The organism is Shewanella sp. HL-SH2 (genome assembly GCF_051164935.1).
Taxonomy (GTDB): Bacteria; Pseudomonadota; Gammaproteobacteria; order Enterobacterales; family Shewanellaceae; genus Shewanella; species Shewanella glacialimarina.
In genome coordinates this window covers 232,273-248,836 of sequence record NZ_CP195035.1, presented here as the reverse complement: position 1 = coordinate 248,836, position 16,564 = coordinate 232,273, and the positions used below count along the sequence as shown (strand labels likewise).

The 16,564-nt window shown below is 42.4% G+C and carries 13 protein-coding genes; 11 read left to right on the top strand and 2 right to left on the bottom strand.

The features are described 5' to 3' along the window. Positions 1-128: 128 nt before the first annotated feature. Positions 129-1,940, bottom strand: a complete 1,812-nt coding sequence (gene typA / locus ACRWP9_RS00930; protein ID WP_434927459.1) for a translational GTPase TypA — start codon at positions 1,938-1,940, stop codon at positions 129-131. Between the two features lie 565 nt (positions 1,941-2,505). Here typA and glnA point away from each other — a divergent pair. The 4 genes from glnA (at position 2,506) to glpK (ending at position 7,989) form a co-directional block, all read left to right on the top strand. After that, complete coding sequence (gene glnA, locus ACRWP9_RS00925; protein ID WP_434927458.1) at positions 2,506-3,915, top strand: glutamate--ammonia ligase; 1,410 nt, start codon at positions 2,506-2,508, stop codon at positions 3,913-3,915. 653 nt (positions 3,916-4,568) lie between these two features. Continuing rightward, on the top strand, positions 4,569-5,921 hold the full coding sequence (locus tag ACRWP9_RS00920) for an outer membrane protein transport protein (RefSeq protein ID WP_434927457.1): 1,353 nt from the start codon (positions 4,569-4,571) through the stop codon (positions 5,919-5,921). A 70-nt stretch (positions 5,922-5,991) separates the two neighbouring features. Beyond that, positions 5,992-6,420 (top strand): nuclear transport factor 2 family protein, encoded by a 429-nt coding sequence (locus ACRWP9_RS00915; RefSeq protein WP_434927456.1) that lies wholly within the window; start codon positions 5,992-5,994, stop codon positions 6,418-6,420. Positions 6,421-6,495: 75 nt separating this feature from the next. Beyond that, positions 6,496-7,989 carry a glycerol kinase GlpK gene (glpK, locus tag ACRWP9_RS00910; RefSeq protein ID WP_434927455.1) on the top strand — a complete coding sequence of 498 codons (1,494 nt, stop codon included), beginning with the start codon at positions 6,496-6,498 and terminating at the stop codon, positions 7,987-7,989. Between the two features lie 90 nt (positions 7,990-8,079). Here the strand turns inward: glpK and ACRWP9_RS00905 are convergent, their stop codons facing one another. After that, the gene (locus tag ACRWP9_RS00905) at positions 8,080-8,382 is read right to left on the bottom strand and encodes a hypothetical protein (protein WP_434927454.1); all 303 of its coding nucleotides are present in this window, start codon (positions 8,380-8,382) and stop codon (positions 8,080-8,082) included. Between the two features lie 706 nt (positions 8,383-9,088). Between ACRWP9_RS00905 and mraZ the strand changes: the two genes are divergently transcribed. Genes mraZ through mraY form a run of 7 tightly spaced genes read left to right on the top strand, consistent with a single transcriptional unit; the run spans position 9,089 to position 16,563 of the window. Continuing rightward, positions 9,089-9,547, top strand: coding sequence for a division/cell wall cluster transcriptional repressor MraZ (gene mraZ, locus ACRWP9_RS00900; protein WP_434927453.1), 459 nt, complete (start codon positions 9,089-9,091; stop codon positions 9,545-9,547). 21 nt (positions 9,548-9,568) lie between these two features. Further along, positions 9,569-10,510 carry a 16S rRNA (cytosine(1402)-N(4))-methyltransferase RsmH gene (gene rsmH, locus ACRWP9_RS00895; RefSeq protein ID WP_434927452.1) on the top strand — a complete coding sequence of 314 codons (942 nt, stop codon included), beginning with the start codon at positions 9,569-9,571 and terminating at the stop codon, positions 10,508-10,510. 11 nt (positions 10,511-10,521) lie between these two features. After that, positions 10,522-10,836: a cell division protein FtsL gene (gene ftsL, locus ACRWP9_RS00890; protein ID WP_434927451.1), complete on the top strand. Its 315-nt coding sequence runs from the start codon at positions 10,522-10,524 to the stop codon at positions 10,834-10,836. A gap of 11 nt (positions 10,837-10,847) precedes the next feature. After that, on the top strand, positions 10,848-12,584 hold the full coding sequence (locus ACRWP9_RS00885; RefSeq protein ID WP_434927450.1) for a penicillin-binding transpeptidase domain-containing protein: 1,737 nt from the start codon (positions 10,848-10,850) through the stop codon (positions 12,582-12,584). Then, entirely contained in the window at positions 12,581-14,110 is a 1,530-nt protein-coding gene (gene murE, locus ACRWP9_RS00880) for a UDP-N-acetylmuramoyl-L-alanyl-D-glutamate--2,6-diaminopimelate ligase (protein ID WP_434927449.1), read from the top strand. Before ACRWP9_RS00885 ends, murE begins: the two co-directional genes overlap by 4 nt. Then, positions 14,107-15,480: a UDP-N-acetylmuramoyl-tripeptide--D-alanyl-D-alanine ligase gene (locus ACRWP9_RS00875; RefSeq protein ID WP_434927448.1), complete on the top strand. Its 1,374-nt coding sequence runs from the start codon at positions 14,107-14,109 to the stop codon at positions 15,478-15,480. Before murE ends, ACRWP9_RS00875 begins: the two co-directional genes overlap by 4 nt. Further along, positions 15,481-16,563: a phospho-N-acetylmuramoyl-pentapeptide-transferase gene (gene mraY / locus ACRWP9_RS00870; protein ID WP_226412735.1), complete on the top strand. Its 1,083-nt coding sequence runs from the start codon at positions 15,481-15,483 to the stop codon at positions 16,561-16,563. The last annotated feature ends 1 nt before the right edge of the window (position 16,564 follow it).

Genomic DNA, 16,564 nt, shown 5'->3' with positions numbered 1-16,564 from the left:
ATTTTTGTGCTCTGGTTATGAATTATTTATGTGTAAGTTTTTAGATTAGCAGGCACAAAAAAGCCCAGAACAATCTGGGCTTTTTGATACTAATAAGTGGTAAATATAGCGCCACTCATTAATTTTAATTAACTGCGGTTATGACGCTTACGCTCGTTCTCAGTTAAGAATCTCTTACGAACACGGATGTTCTTAGGAGTTACTTCAACTAATTCGTCATCATCGATGAACTCAAGTGCTTGTTCAAGCGTTAAGTTAATCGGTGTAGTTAACACTTGTGCTTCATCAGTACCTGATGCACGCATGTTGGTTAGCTGCTTACCTTTAAGACAGTTAACCGTCAAATCGTTAGAGCGAGCATGGATACCAACAACTTGGCCTTCATACACTTCAGCAGCGTGGCTAATAAACAGACGACCACGGTCTTGTAAACCGAATAGTGCGAATGTTAATGCTTTACCTGTTGCGTTAGAAATCAATACGCCGTTAGCACGTTGACCAATATCGCCACCTTTGTGCGGAGCGTAGTGATCAAATGAATGATAAATTAGACCAGTACCTGAAGTTGCAGTTAAGAACTCAGTTTGGAAACCAATTAAGCCACGGCTTGGGATGATGAAGTCGATACGTACACGACCTTTACCATCAAGCTGCATATCTTTCATTTCAGCTTTACGCACACCTAACTTTTCAATTACGGTACCTTGATGTTCTTCTTGAACGTCAACAGTCACAGTTTCGAATGGTTCGTGTAGCTCGCCATCAACAGTTTTAAGAATTACTTCTGGACGTGATACCGCTAATTCGTAGCCTTCACGACGCATGTTTTCAATCAAGATTGATAAATGTAATTCACCACGACCTGATACGCGGAAACGATCTGGACTGTCAGTTTCTTCAACACGTAGTGCTACGTTGTGAACAAGTTCTGTTTGTAAACGCTCAAGAATGTTACGAGAAGTAACATACTTACCTTCTTTACCCGCGAACGGAGAAGTGTTTACCTGGAACGTCATCGTTAGTGTTGGTTCATCAACTGTTAGAGGCGGTAACGCTTCAACTTCAGTCACTGCACAAATAGTGTCAGAAATCTTAAGCTCACCTAAACCTGTAATTGCCACGATGTCACCAGCGTTAGCAATTTCAACTTCAGTACGGTCTAGACCCATGTAACCTAATACCTGGCCCATTTTTCCGTTACGTTTCTTACCATCAGCACCAATAATAGTCACTTGTTGGTTAGTTTTTACGTTACCACGCTTAATACGACCAATACCGATAACACCCACGTATGAGTTGTAATCGATTTGAGAAATTTGCATTTGGAATGCACCTTCCGAATCAGCGTCTGGGAAAGAAACTTTCTCAACGATGGTTTGGAAAAGTGGTGTCATGTCTTCGCTAACTACATCTGGATCTAAGGTCGCGAAACCGTTTAATGCTGAAGCATAAACAATAGGGAAGTCTAACTGTTCGTCAGTTGCACCTAAGTTGTCGAATAAATCGAATACTTGGTCAATAACCCAATCAGGACGAGCGCCAGGACGGTCAATCTTGTTAATCACAACGATTGGCTTTAGGCCTTGAGCAAACGCTTTCTTAGTCACAAAGCGAGTTTGTGGCATTGGACCATCAACTGCGTCAACTAACAATAATACTGAATCAACCATAGATAGAACACGTTCTACTTCACCACCGAAATCGGCGTGACCAGGCGTGTCTACGATGTTAATGCGGTAGTCGTTCCATTTGATGGCAGTGTTTTTTGCCAGAATGGTGATCCCACGTTCTTTTTCAAGATCGTTAGAATCCATCACACGCTCAGTCGCTTCTCCACGTGAAGCAAGGGTACCAGACTGCGCAAGCAATTTGTCTACCAGGGTCGTTTTGCCATGGTCGACGTGTGCAATAATGGCGATGTTACGTAAATTCTCTAGCACGGATAAAACCTCTATACCATCAAACAAAAAAAGGGATTATTTACAGCAACTATTTAATGATAGCCACCATAAAAAAGCGTGCCATTCTACTCCAGCAAGGCCTCAGTAGATAGGATTTTTTTTGAACACCTCATATTTTCGTCTTATTGTGCTATAAATTTGCCGTTAATTTAGTGATATAAACTTTATCATCGCCTTAACGTAGGCTAGGTTACAAAAGATGTAAAACACAGTTTTCGCTATTTTGTTCAGCAAATTGTTATCTGTACGCACTTTTTCGGTTTCAGTCTCTATATAATCAAACTGGCGTGCACCACTCTGGTGTTGTGCACTGTTATGGTGCGTAGAATGGATCTATTTGGTGCAGACTTTGTTTTTTGAGAAAATATAAAAATATCAAATTTATATAAATCAGATGCTTATATATCTGGCATGATAATAGCTAAGTAAACGTCATCATGTGGACATCATTGTTTTACATTAGTTTGCTGAGTCAATAAAACTTGGTGAACAGTAATATTAAATATTAGAAGGGAATACCCTTGACCCTACCGGAGGCTTGAGAATGTCAGTTGAATCAGTATTAAAGCAACTTAAAGAGTTAGAAGTTAAGTTTGTTGACTTACGCTTTACCGATACTAAAGGTAAAGAACAGCACGTTTCTATTCCATCTCATCAAGTAAATGAAGAGTTTTTTGAAGACGGTAAAATGTTTGACGGTTCTTCAATCGCAGGCTGGAAAGGCATCAATGAATCAGACATGGTATTAATGCCTGATCCAACTACTTTTGTTTTAGACCCTTTCACCGAAGAAACAACAGCACTTATCCGTTGTGACATTTTAGAACCTGGTACTATGACTGGTTACGACCGTGACCCACGCTCTATCGCTAAAAAAGCAGAAGCGTATCTAATTTCTACCGGTATTGCTGATACAGTATTGATTGGTCCTGAGCCTGAGTTCTTCTTATTTGATGACGTTCGTTTTGGTACTGATATGTCAGGTTGTTTCGTGAAGATTGATGCGAAAGAAGCGGCATGGAACTCTGGTAAAGAATACGCTGATGGCAACACAGGTCACCGTCCAATGGTGAAAGGTGGTTATTTTCCAGTTGCGCCAGTTGATTCTTCACAAGACTTACGTTCTGCAATGTGTTTAGTACTTGAAGAAATGGGTCAAGTTGTAGAAGCACATCACCATGAAGTGGCGACAGCGGGCCAAAACGAAATTGCAACACGTTTCAACACTTTGACTAAGAAAGCGGATGAAATCCAAATTCTTAAGTATGTTGTTCATAACATGGCGCATGCTTATGGCAAAACAGCGACCTTTATGCCTAAGCCTATCGTAGGTGACAATGGCAGCGGTATGCACGTACACCAATCTTTAGCTAAAGACGGTGTCAACTTATTTGCTGGCGATAAGTATGCTGGTTTAAGTGAATTAGCGCTTTACTACATTGGTGGTATTATCAAGCACGCTCGTGCATTGAACGCATTCACTAACCCAAGCACTAACTCTTATAAGCGTTTAGTACCACATTTCGAAGCGCCTGTTATGTTAGCTTACTCTGCGCGTAACCGTAGTGCATCTATTCGTATTCCAGTAGTGCCAAGCCCTAAGGGTCGTCGTATCGAAGCACGTTTCCCTGATCCACATGCAAACCCATATTTAGGTTTTGCGGCATTATTAATGGCAGGTCTTGATGGTATACAAAACAAGATCCACCCTGGCGATGCCATGGATAAAGACTTGTATGACTTACCGCCTGAAGAAGCTGCTGAGATCCCACAAGTTGCAACTTCTTTAGAAAACGCGCTTGAAAACTTGAAAGCTGACCATGAGTTTTTAACTAAAGGTGGCGTATTCAGTGAAGATTTCATCCAGTCTTATATCACTTTGAAGACTGCAGAAGCTGAGCGTGTAGCCCGTACTACTCATCCATTAGAGTTTGAAATGTACTACAGCCTATAATATTAACGCGCTAACTTTGTTAGCGGTTAAGTGATAAAAAAAGCCTCGCATAGATTGCGGGGCTTTTTATTAAGTTATTTTTACAATTATTTACAACCTTTCTCATTCTGTTTTAACTCATGCTTTGCGAATTTCTGTTTTAAATTCAGCTAACTCGTGTGCGTTAGAATTAGCCAATTTTTTATTATTAGTTATTGATATATATAAATAATTAAATTACATGTTATTTGACTATAACTATTCAGCCAACACTTCGTTGATATCCTTTTGTTTATTGAATAACTTGTGAGCAAGTTATCAGTAATATCAATCATTTTGTGATCCAGCATTTGTACGCTTGCGGTTGCAATGGCGTTTTAGATCCGTAAACTTGCGCCGTATAAATGCCGAGCAATTACTCTAAAAGTGATTTTGGGTTAAAGGCAGATATAAATAACCTCAACTTGGGTTAAGGGATGAATAAGCGGGATTTAAATAGATAAATTCAGATGTTTACTCTCAAACTTGAGCTTTGCGCTGGTAATAAGGCGAACTAACGCGTCAACAGCTAGCCTATTGCAAGTAAATTCAACACAGTTAGCGGTGCAAAGAGCTGTTTGATATACATTTGTTATCCTGAGCTGAGGTTAAATACAATAACTAAGAGAATGATAATGAAAAAAACAATAATCACTTTGGCAATATCAGCTATTGTCTTTGGCACGACTTCACAAGCTCAAGCTGCAGGTTTTCAGTTAGCAGAATATTCATCAACCGGCTTAGGACGTGCATTTGCAGGTGAAGCGGCAATGGCCGATAACGCGTCTGCGCAATCACGTAATCCGGCAATGTTAACGTATCTGACCGGGCGTCAACTGTCAGCAGGTGGCATTTATGTCATGCCTAATATTGATGTGACGGGTGACATTGCGATTACCTCTCCTTTATTGGGCGCTCAAGCTATGCATGTGCCAGCCAGTGCGCATGATGTAGCGGGTGACGCACTAGTGCCTAATTTCTATTATTCTAACCAGTTAACTGATCAATGGACCTGGGGATTAACGGTAAATTCAAACTATGGACTAGCTACTGAAATCGATACTACACATGCTGCGGCAATTTTTGGTAATAAAACAGCGATTACCACTGTAGAGTTTAATCCTAATATTGCTTATAAAATCAATGAGCAATTTTCAGTCGGTGGCGGTCTACGCGTGGTTTATGGAGAAGGTAGTATCAGCGCAACTACGCCTGCTTGGGTGGGTGCGATTAAATCTAATCCAGCATTGCCCGCAGCCGTTGCTGCACGTTTACCAGATTCTGGTATGACGTTAAAAGCAATGGAAGGTGATGATATAGCCTTGGGGTGGAAACTGGGTGCTAGCTGGCAGATAAACGCTGATCATCGTTTAGGTTTGGCTTATCACAGCGGCGTTGAACTTGAGTTAGATGGTCACGCGTCTGGCTTGCTTTATGATGGTGGTCAGGATATATCAATTGAAGGTTATCTTCCGATCGAGACGCCTGCATTTGCTGAATTAGCTTCTTATAACCAGCTTACTGAGAAATTTGCGATGCATGCAAGTGTCAATTGGACTCAATGGAGTGTATTTGATCAATTAGTGGCATATTTCCCTGGTGAGCAAAAGCCAGTTAGTGGCGTTGAATCTGACTTAGTAAAAGACGAAAACTTCAAGGATAATTGGCGTTATGCCCTTGGTGGTACTTATCAGCTTAATAATGATTGGTTAGTTCGTGCAGGCTTGGCATTAGATAAAACTGCTGTTGAAGATCAATATCGTACTACAACTATTCCAGATACTGACCGTTTATGGTTTAGTATGGGAGCAGGTTATCAAGCTAGCAAAAATCTTACCGTTGATTTTGCGGTAACCTATATTCGTATGTATGGTGATGCGCCGATTAATGAACAGCAAAATCTGGCTGGATTGGCTTTAGTGAATTTTGATGGCGAAGCTAACGGTGACGTGTGGCTTGCGGGAGTTCAATTAAGCTACAAAATGTAATCCGCATTTTTGAGCCGCTTTTTAATAGCCTCGCATAGCGGGGCTTTTTTGTGTGAATAAGGAAATGGCAATGATTAAATTTATGATGGTCGCAATAGCCTTAGTCGCAAGCTTTTCTGTTCAAGCTAACGATAAAAGCCAACTAGTGAGCCAATTTGTTGAGGCATTTAATTTACGTGATCCAGAATTAATGGGCAAAATGGTGACCAAAGAGGCGCTGTGGTTTGATGTAACACGTGCAGGAATTAATAATCAAACAACCACAAGAGACGAATTAGTTAAATCAATGAAAGAGTATTTCTCAGACTCTAATCGAGCGCACTCTCGAGTAATTAAGTCGATTGACACAGGTGATTTTGTCAGTACTGTTGAGCAGGTTTCCTGGCAAAAAGAGGGTAAGTGGGTATCTAAATGCAGTATCGGCGTATATTTATTTGAAGAACAAAGAATTGCAGCGGTTTGGTATTACAAGGCACATCAGTGTGATGATCCTCAGTAAGTCGTGGTCAGCGTTTATCATCCTGAGCTGAGATTAATAACTCATTAGTAATGTAAATGAATAAGAGAGCGTCACATGAAAGCTAAAAAATACATTATTGCATTAGATCAAGGCACCACCAGTTCTAGAGCGATTGTGTTTAATCATCAAGCCGACATTGTGGCTATTTCGCAGCGAGAATTTAGTCAGCATTATCCACAGGCAGGCTGGGTGGAACATGATCCAATGGAGATTTGGTCGTCACAAAGTTCTTCATTAGTGGAAGTGTTAACGCGCGCAGGTATTAGTCGTCATGAGGTTGCCGCTATCGGCATTACCAATCAACGTGAAACCACTATTATATGGAATAAGCACACCGGAAAGCCTATTTATAATGCGATTGTGTGGCAGTGTCGGCGCAGCCAAAGTATTTGCCAACAATTAAAGGCGCAAGGGGTAGAGAGTCTTATTCGGCAGAAAACCGGTTTAGTATTAGACCCTTATTTTTCAGCTTCAAAAATTAAGTGGATTTTAGATAATGTTGCAGGAGCGCGTGCGCAAGCTGAAGCAGGCGATTTACTATTTGGTACTGTTGATACCTGGTTGGTATGGAAATTAACCCAAGGCGAAGCCCATGTCACCGAACCGACTAATGCTTCCAGAACTATGCTGTATAATATTCATACTCAGCAGTGGGATGAAGAGCTATTAAATCTATTTCAAATACCGCGCAGTTTATTGCCTGAAGTAAAATCCTCCTGTGAAGTTTATGGCCACACTGAATTAGCCGGTGGCCAGGGGATTCCTATTGCGGGGATGGCTGGCGATCAACAGTCGGCTTTGTTTGGCCAACTTTGCCTAAAGCCAGGCATGGTTAAAAATACCTATGGCACGGGCTGCTTTTTATTGATGAACACTGGTGATAAAGCTGTTGAGTCGAGCCACGGATTATTAACCACTGTGGCTATTGGTGATAAAGGCCAGGCTTGTTTTGCGTTAGAAGGGTCGGTTTTTATGGGCGGAGCGATTATTCAATGGCTACGTGATGAGTTAGGCCTTATTCAAGATGCCTGCGATACACAATATTATGCCGATAAGGTGAGTGATACCAACGGGGTTTATGTGGTGCCAGCATTTGTTGGTTTAGGCGCACCTTACTGGGACGCTGATGCTCGTGGGGCAATAGTGGGATTAACCCGTGGTGCTAATCGTAGTCATATTATTCGTGCTGCACTAGAGTCAATTGCTTATCAGTCGCGAGATTTGCTCGATGCCATGAGTAAAGATTCTGGTGTGCCACTCACCCAAATTCGAGTAGATGGTGGCGCAGTCGCCAATGACTTTTTAATGCAGTTTCAAGCAGATATAACTGATGTGAATGTATTAAGACCTAAGGTGACTGAAACCACCGCGATGGGAGCAGCATTTTTAGCCGGGCTTGCTGTGGGGGTATGGAAATCGACGCAAGAATTACAGTCTATATTGGCAACAGATCGTATTTTTAGTGCGCAAATGGATAACGCTACCCGTGAAACCCTATATCAAGGTTGGCTTAAAGCGGTCAAGCAAGTCAGGACGCAAGAGGTGTAAATTAATCCAGTAACAGATTTGGATATTGAATATAAGGTTGAGACAGCTTTTTAGTGTCTGCAGTAAACCTTATTGGTGTCAATGACGCCGCTATACTTCAAGATCTATATGCTTGGTCTTATGTTTACTTTTAGGCTCATTTAAAGGCGCGTCATCATCAGTAATATAGTCGCCAGTGCCTAGTTCATATTCTACTTTCGATTTCTGCTTAGCTTGGGTATTGTGTACACGTTCGCTATTGGATGAGGGAAGCTCAGCCTGTGGCTCCTCATAACTATCAGGTGCCACCTCACTCGAGGGAGTCGACGCACTTACACGATCGACAATGCGTCTTCGCTGGGTAATAAATTGTACGGGTTTGCTAAGCATGGCATATATGCTGTCTAAACTCATGTTTGCCTCCTTGTCGTGTATGATCACTGACATCCCATGTGAGTAATAATAGGGCTTTTGACTTCATTTATTTAAATGCCATCTTTTAGGCGCTGTTACCGTAAGATTGCATTATTATTTACCTTATATCGGCCTGTGTGGGCGATATTTTAATCAAATATTCATTTATTCTATCAAGTGATCTAAAAAATGCTTTAGCAATGCTGTAGTAAAAATCATCCAGCCTGCATTACATTCTACTAACCAAATGTCTGCTCAGTTCTCTTGTCATCAATTATCAGCAACATAAATTGTATGCTTTTTATGCTTGATGGCGATTTATTTACACCAGATGGATTAAGTTTAATTAAAAATAATATTTAATATGGCGTGTTGTTAAGGGTAAATCATACCGTTTACAGGTGATTTAACCTATTAATCGTAAGATATAGTTTGATTTGTTAACATTAGGTAAGATAAAAGTTGCTGAAATAACCGCCGATATGTATCTGGTTTTATTCATTAACTCATATTTTTCGTGGTTATTATTCGCTTTATCTATTGTTTTTATTCCCCAGCTAAAAATTCCCTGCTAACCCGCTTGGCGTCTGGATTTAATATATGTTCACATCCCTTGACAACACTTGTGTTGTATCCCTAAACTTAGCATTTGTGGGAAGAAGTGGATCATTGTGGATCAAATTAAAACAACAAGGACTTTCTAAAGGTGTTTCGAGGTGCAAGTGCAATCAATATGGACGCAAAAGGACGGATCGCTATGCCAGCGAGATTCCGCGATGCGTTACGTAATGCGCACGATGGCATGCTTGTATTGACCGTTGATATTAACTCTCCTTGCTTGCTGATTTATCCCTTACATGAGTGGGAACTCATGGAAACTAAATTGTTACTACTTTCTGACATTGACCCCACAGAGCGCTCGTTGAAACGCAAATTATTGGGATATGCCCAAGAATGTGAACTAGACAGCCATGGCCGCATTGTTGTGCCGCCAATACTCAGAAGCTTTGCTAATTTGGATAAAAAAACCATGTTAGTTGGCTTATTAAATAAATTTGAATTATGGGAAGAAGGGGCTTGGCAGCTGCAAATGGAGCAAAACCATGAGCTGATCAGCAACCAGAATTTGGCCAGCCATCCAAGGTTGAGCCAATTTACCCTGTAATGTGATGAAAAGAAGACCCAAATGAGTCAAGAGTTTGCTCACTTAAGCGTGTTATTAAAAGAGACTGTAGAGGGTCTTAATATTGATCCTAATGGCATCTATATCGATGGCACATTTGGCCGTGGCGGACACTCACGACATGTACTGAGTCACTTAGGTCCTAATGGACGTTTAATCGCCATTGACCGAGACCCGCAAGCAATTGAAGCTGCTAAAGCGTTTGCTGACGATCCTCGCTTTCAAATTGTCCACGGTGGATTTGGTCAGATGGCCGATTACATTGAAGACTTAGGGCTAGTTGGCAAGATTAATGGTGTACTACTGGATTTAGGCGTGTCATCGCCACAACTTGATGATGCTGATCGTGGTTTTAGTTTTTTACGCGACGGTCCATTAGATATGCGCATGGACAATAGCCAGGGCGAAACAGCAGCACAATGGATTGCCCGTGCTGAAATTGAAGATATGGCGTGGGTATTTAAAACCTATGGCGAAGAAAAAAATTCTCGTCACATTGCCCGTTGCATTGCTGCTGACAGGGACGAAAAACCCTTTTTACGTACTAAAGATTTAGCTGAATTGATTGCACGTATCACTAAAAATAAAGAACGCAACAAGCATCCTGCAACACGTGTGTTTCAAGCAATTCGTATTTATATCAATAGTGAGTTAGAGCAAATTGACCAGGCACTTGAAGGTTCTTTAAAAGTGTTAGCGCCTGAAGGACGCTTATCAGTAATTAGCTTTCATTCATTAGAAGATCGCATGGTGAAACGTTTTATTCGTCGCCACAGTCAAGGTGAAAGTGTGCCGTATGGTCTACCTATCACTGAAGATCAAATTAATAAGTCGCGCAAATTGAAGCCAATGAGTAAAGCATTAAAACCATCGGATGAAGAGATTGAACAAAACCCTCGCTCGCGTAGCTCAGTGCTACGTGTGGCCGAGCGTTTGCCGTATTAAGGTAGAAGATTTTGAGCCAGCCTCCACTCAATCTTCCCCGTATCGTTTTACAGGATATATGGCACCATAAATGGGTGGTGCTGGCGACGATTATCGTGATGATAAATGCCGTAGCCGTAGTGTATACCAGCCATGTGAGTCGCAAGCTGACATCGCAATGGGACGAATTATTACAAGAACAAGACCGTCTTGATATTGAGTGGCGAAATTTATTGTTAGAAGAGCAGTCGCAGTCGGAACACAGCCGTGTTACCCGCATTGCAACAAAAGACTTAAACATGTCTAGACCACTTCCCAAAGAAGAAGTGGTGATACGGGCACAGTGAGCATAGGGAATATGTCCAGACAAGCAAAGCGTAAACAAAATCCTGAATTGATCCCATGGCGTCTATACGTTGTGGTGGGATTTGTCATGCTGTTATTTGTCAGTTTGATTGCCCGTGCAGCCTACATTCAAATTATTGAACCGGATAAACTGCGTCACGAAAGTGATATGCGTACGCTACGAACGACCAGTAACCAGGTACAAAGAGGCTTAATTACCGACCGACATGGTGACATGCTTGCCGTCAGCGTACCTGTCAGAGCGGTATGGGCCGACCCTAAACATGCATACGATCAAAAAGCCTTTGTTGATATGCGCCGTTGGCAAGCATTAGCCGATGTACTGCAAGAGCCTGTGGATAAATTGGTTGAGAAAGTAAAGCGCGATCCAAAGAAACGGTTTGTCTATCTAAAGCGTCAAGTTACCCCTGCGGTTGCTGATTATATTGAGCAATTAAAAATTGGCGGTATCTACCTAAAATCAGAATCACGTCGCTATTATCCCGCCGGAGAAATTGCTGCTCAGTTAATTGGTATCACCAATATTGATGATGTTGGCATTGAGGGTATTGAAAACACCTATAACACCTGGTTAACAGGGACACCGTCAAAGCAAAAAGTACGTAAATCTCGTGACGGTAGCGTAGTTGAACGTCTAGATATGGTGCAAGAGGGTGAAAACTCTAACGACATCGTCTTAAGTATTGATCAACGCATTCAACAATTGGCATATCGAGAATTAAAGCGGGCTACTGAAACCTATCAAGCAACTTCAGGTTCTGTGGTGGTGATTGATGTGCTTACTGGCGAAGTGCTAGCTATGGTCAATACGCCATCATATAACCCCAATGCTCGTGATAATTTGCAAGCACACCGAATGCGTAATCGCGCATTGACAGATACTTTTGAACCTGGATCTACCGTTAAACCCTTTGTAGTGGCGGCGGCTTTAGAGGCTGGAACCGTAAAGTCTGATGATCTGATTTCAACATCGCCAGGTTGGATGCGGATTGGTGGCCGTCAGGTACGTGATTCAAACAACTATGGTGATATGTCGCTGGCAAAAATACTGGTCAAATCATCTAACGTAGGTATCAGTAAACTCGCCTTATCTATGCCAGTTCAACAATTGCTTGGTACTTATCAATCTATGGGACTTGGCAATTATTCAGGTATTAACTTAACGGGTGAAAGTGCAGGATTAATTCATGATCGCCGCCGTTGGTCTGATTTTGAACGCGCGACATTATCATTTGGTTATGGTTTTACCGCCACGCCGCTTCAACTTGCCCGCATGTATGCCACCCTAGGTAGTGGCGGCGTATTGTTTCCGGTATCTATTTTAAAGTTGAAAGAGCCACCTAAAGGCCAGCAAGTATTATCTGAGCAAGTTGCTAAAGATGTCATGCAAATGTTGGTCGGCGTGACTGAAACCGGTGGTACAGCGACTAAGGCCCATATTGATGGTTATCCTATAGCGGGTAAAACAGGCACCAGTCGTAAGGCGGTAGCTGGAGGCTATGGTGATGATTATGTGGCAATATTTGCCGGTGTAGCGCCTGTGCATACCCCAAGACTGGCTATATCTGTGGTCATAAATGAACCTAAAGGTGATAAGTATTATGGCGGCGATGTCGCCGGCCCTGCTTTTGCCAAGATAATGTCCGGTGCCCTGCAAATGCTCAATGTCGAACCTATTTCTGAACGCGATGCGATAAAGCTTGCGGCTGCGCCAAGGAGCGCGGGATGATGTTACTCAAAGATTTACTCGCGCCCTGGTTTCATTATGCCGGGGCTGAAACTTTTTATAGCTTAACCCTAGATAGTCGTCAGATAGATGAGGGTAAAGTGTTTGTTGCCTTGCCTGGTTATCAAGTTGATGGGCGAAAGTATATTAACGCTGCGATTGAAAACGGCGCAATAGCGGTACTTGCGCACACAGACGATCCCGCTCGACATGAACACGTCGAGTTGATTAATAGCGTGCCTATTATTCATTTCTGCCAATTGACAAGACAGCTGTCAGCTGTAGCAGCTCAATACTACAGTGTCTCAAATAAGCTTAAAGTAATAGGCATTACTGGCACGAATGGTAAAACCTCAGTCAGCCAGATTATTGCGCAAATAGTGACTTTATTAGGTCAAAAAGCGGCTGTAATGGGGACTCTTGGCAATGGATTATGGGGCGAGCTCGTTGACAGTGGCAATACCACAGCTGATGCGATTACCGTGATGCAGCAATTAGCTCAATTTGAACAGCAGGGCGCGAACGTTTGTGCCATGGAAGTATCAAGCCACGGTTTAGTGCAAGGGCGGATTGAAGCGGTGCCATTCAATACCGCAGTATTTACCAATTTAAGTCGCGATCATCTTGATTATCATGGTGATATGGATGCCTATGCCGCAGCAAAAAAACGCTTATTTCAATTTGCATCATTATCCAATGGGGTGATTAATTTAGATGATGCCGTGGGTAAACAATGGTTAAGTGAATTACAAAAAGATGGATTATCCACAGCTGACTTACTTAACGGCAATGCTAGCAAAGTGCAGTTTTACTCCTTTAGCTTAACGAGTAGCAAAGCAGACTTTTACTGCCAAGACACGGTATTTAATGATCAGGGTGTTAATGCAACATTGATTTATCCTTCAGCCAATGGCAAGGATAAATTGAGCGCAAAATTAATCTCACCGCTACTTGGGCATTTTAATCTTGCTAATGTATTAGCCGCTATTTCAGCTTTATCGTTACAGGGTATTGAAATGGCCGACATACTTAATGTGTTACCGCAAATAAAACCGGTTGCAGGCCGAATGGAGCGTTTTGCGTGTGATGGTAAAGCAACATTAGTGGTTGATTATGCCCATACTCCAGACGCTATCGAGCAAGCTTTAAAAGCACTGCGCGTTCATTGTGCAGGCCAATTGTGGTGTATTTTTGGCTGTGGTGGCGATCGTGATAAAGGCAAGCGTCCTTTAATGGCGCAGGCCGCAGAACAATTTGCTGATCGCGTTATGGTTACCAGCGACAATGCGCGTAGTGAAAATCCTCAAAATATTATTGACGATGTATTAGCGGGGTTAGCTTCACCCGCACAAGCACTGTCTAATATCGACCGGATCAGCGCAATCAAGCAAGTTGTGGCGCAAGCGAAGCCGGATGACATTATTTTATTGGCGGGCAAAGGTCATGAAACTTATCAAGAAGTGGCAGGAAAACGATTGAATTATGATGAACGCGCATTGGCCATGCAGTTAATGGAGGCTTCAATATGATTTCGCTTTCATTAAGTCAAATAGCACAGACTTTAAATGGTCAGTTGATTGGTGAGAATATCACTATCAAGGCCGTCAGTACTGATAGCCGTAAATTTGATCATGACAGTCTATTTATCGCGCTCAAAGGTGAACGATTTGATGCCCATGAATTTGCAGCTAAGGCTTTAGAAAATGGCGCTACAGCGTTATTAGTTGAACGAGAGTTGCCGCTGAATATCCCTCAAGTTGTCGTCAGTAATACTCACAAAGCTTTAGGCCAATTAGGTCAGTTAGTGCGACAGCAAGTGGCACCGATAGCCGTGGCGTTAACCGGCTCAAACGGTAAAACCAGCGTTAAAGAAATGGTCGCAACCATTTTATCTCAGCAATTTCAGGTGTTATTCACCGCAGGTAATTTTAACAACGATATTGGTGTCCCACTTACCCTGTTGCGATTATCACCAGGTGATCAGTATGGTGTATTTGAATTAGGTGCGAACCATAAAGGTGAGATTAACTACACCAGTAGCCTAGTTGAGCCGCAAGTTGCCTTAGTCAACAATATCGGCAGTGCACACCTTGAGGGGTTTGGCTCGATAGAAGGCATTGCACAGGCTAAATCTGAAATATTTAATCATTTGTTACCAGACGGTACTGCCGTGATTAATGCCGATGATCAGTTTGCTGATTTTATGGCAATTAAAACTGCGGCGTTTAAGCAGCTGCGCTTTTCTCGGGAGTTAGATGTTACCGCTGATGTGCGAGCTACTAAATTAGTTGCCAGTGCCCAAGGTTGTTATCATTTTTCACTCGAATATGCCTCGCAAGCGGTTGAGGTGCAATTGCCGTTGGCGGGTATCCATCAAGTCAGCAATGCACTGGCTTCTGCATCTATATGTTTAGCTCTAGGGCTAGATTTATCGATGGTGGCCTCAGGGTTGAGTTTATTGCAACCAGTAAAAGGGCGCATGATGCCAAAAGCATTGGGGCGTTTTTTAGTGGTAGATGATAGTTATAATGCCAACCCTAGTTCAGTCAGTGCTGCGATTAACTGGTTGCAACAACGTCAACATCACCGTTGTTTAGTGCTGGGAGATTTGGGCGAATTAGGCGACAATGCTGCCCCTTTGCACGAACAGCTCGGCAAGCAGGCTAAAATGGCTAATATTGACGCGATGTATTGTTGTGGCAGTTTATCTGCACACGCAAGTCGTGCTTTTGGTAGTCAACATTTTCAAGATGTCAGTGAATTAGGTCAGATGTTAATAGCACAATTAAATCAGTTGCCAGGTGAGGCGACAATATTAGTTAAAGGTTCTCGAAGCGCAGCGATGGAACGTGTGGTCGATATATTAGTAGATGCCTTTGGGCGCGGGGAGTTAGTGTAGATGCTGGTTTATCTGGCCGAGTATTTAACCCAGTTTTACAGTGGGTTTAACGTTTTTTCTTATGTGACTTTTAGAGCTATATTAGGGCTGTTAACCGCATTAGTGTTTAGTTTGTGGTGGGGACCAAAATTGATTGAGCGTTTGCAGTTATTGCAAATTGGCCAAGTTGTGCGTAATGACGGCCCTGAATCACACTTTAGTAAACGCGGCACCCCAACCATGGGCGGATTACTGATCCTAGCGGGTATTTTTATCAGCGTATTACTTTGGGGAGACTTATCCAGTCGATACGTGTTGGTGATGTTGTTTGTGTTAGGTGCTTTTGGCGCGATAGGCTTTCTTGATGACTACTTAAAAGTGGTTAAGAAAAACTCTAAAGGACTTATCGCTCGCTGGAAATATGCTTCCCAGTCTATAGCGGCGTTAATTGTCGCTTTTTACTTATATAGTTCAGCGACAATACCCGGAGAGACTCAGTTAGTCGTGCCCTTTTTTAAAGATGTCATGCCACAGCTTGGCATCCTGTTTATCTTTTTAACTTACTTCACCATTGTTGGTGCAAGTAATGCGGTTAATTTAACCGATGGTTTAGATGGTTTAGCGATTATGCCTACGGTAATGGTAGCAGGCGCATTTGCGCTGGTTGCTTATCTGTCAGGTCATGCCCAGTTTGCTAGCTATTTGCATATCCCTCATTTGCCAGAGGCTGGTGAGTTAGTGATTGTATGTACCGCAATTGTTGGCGCTGGTTTAGGTTTTTTGTGGTTTAACACCTATCCTGCGCAAGTTTTCATGGGCGATGTAGGCTCACTCGCACTCGGTGCTGCTTTAGGCACTATTGCAGTATTGGTTCGCCAAGAGATTTTATTGGTCATTATGGGTGGCGTATTTGTGATGGAAACCGTTTCAGTTATTTTACAGGTTGGCTCTTACAAGCTTCGCGGGCAGCGTATTTTCCGTATGGCGCCTATACACCACCACTATGAATTAAAGGGCTGGCCAGAGCCGCGCGTAATTGTCCGTTTTTGGATTATTTCACTGTTCCTTGTGTTACTGGGTCTTGCGACCTTGAAGTTAAGGTAAA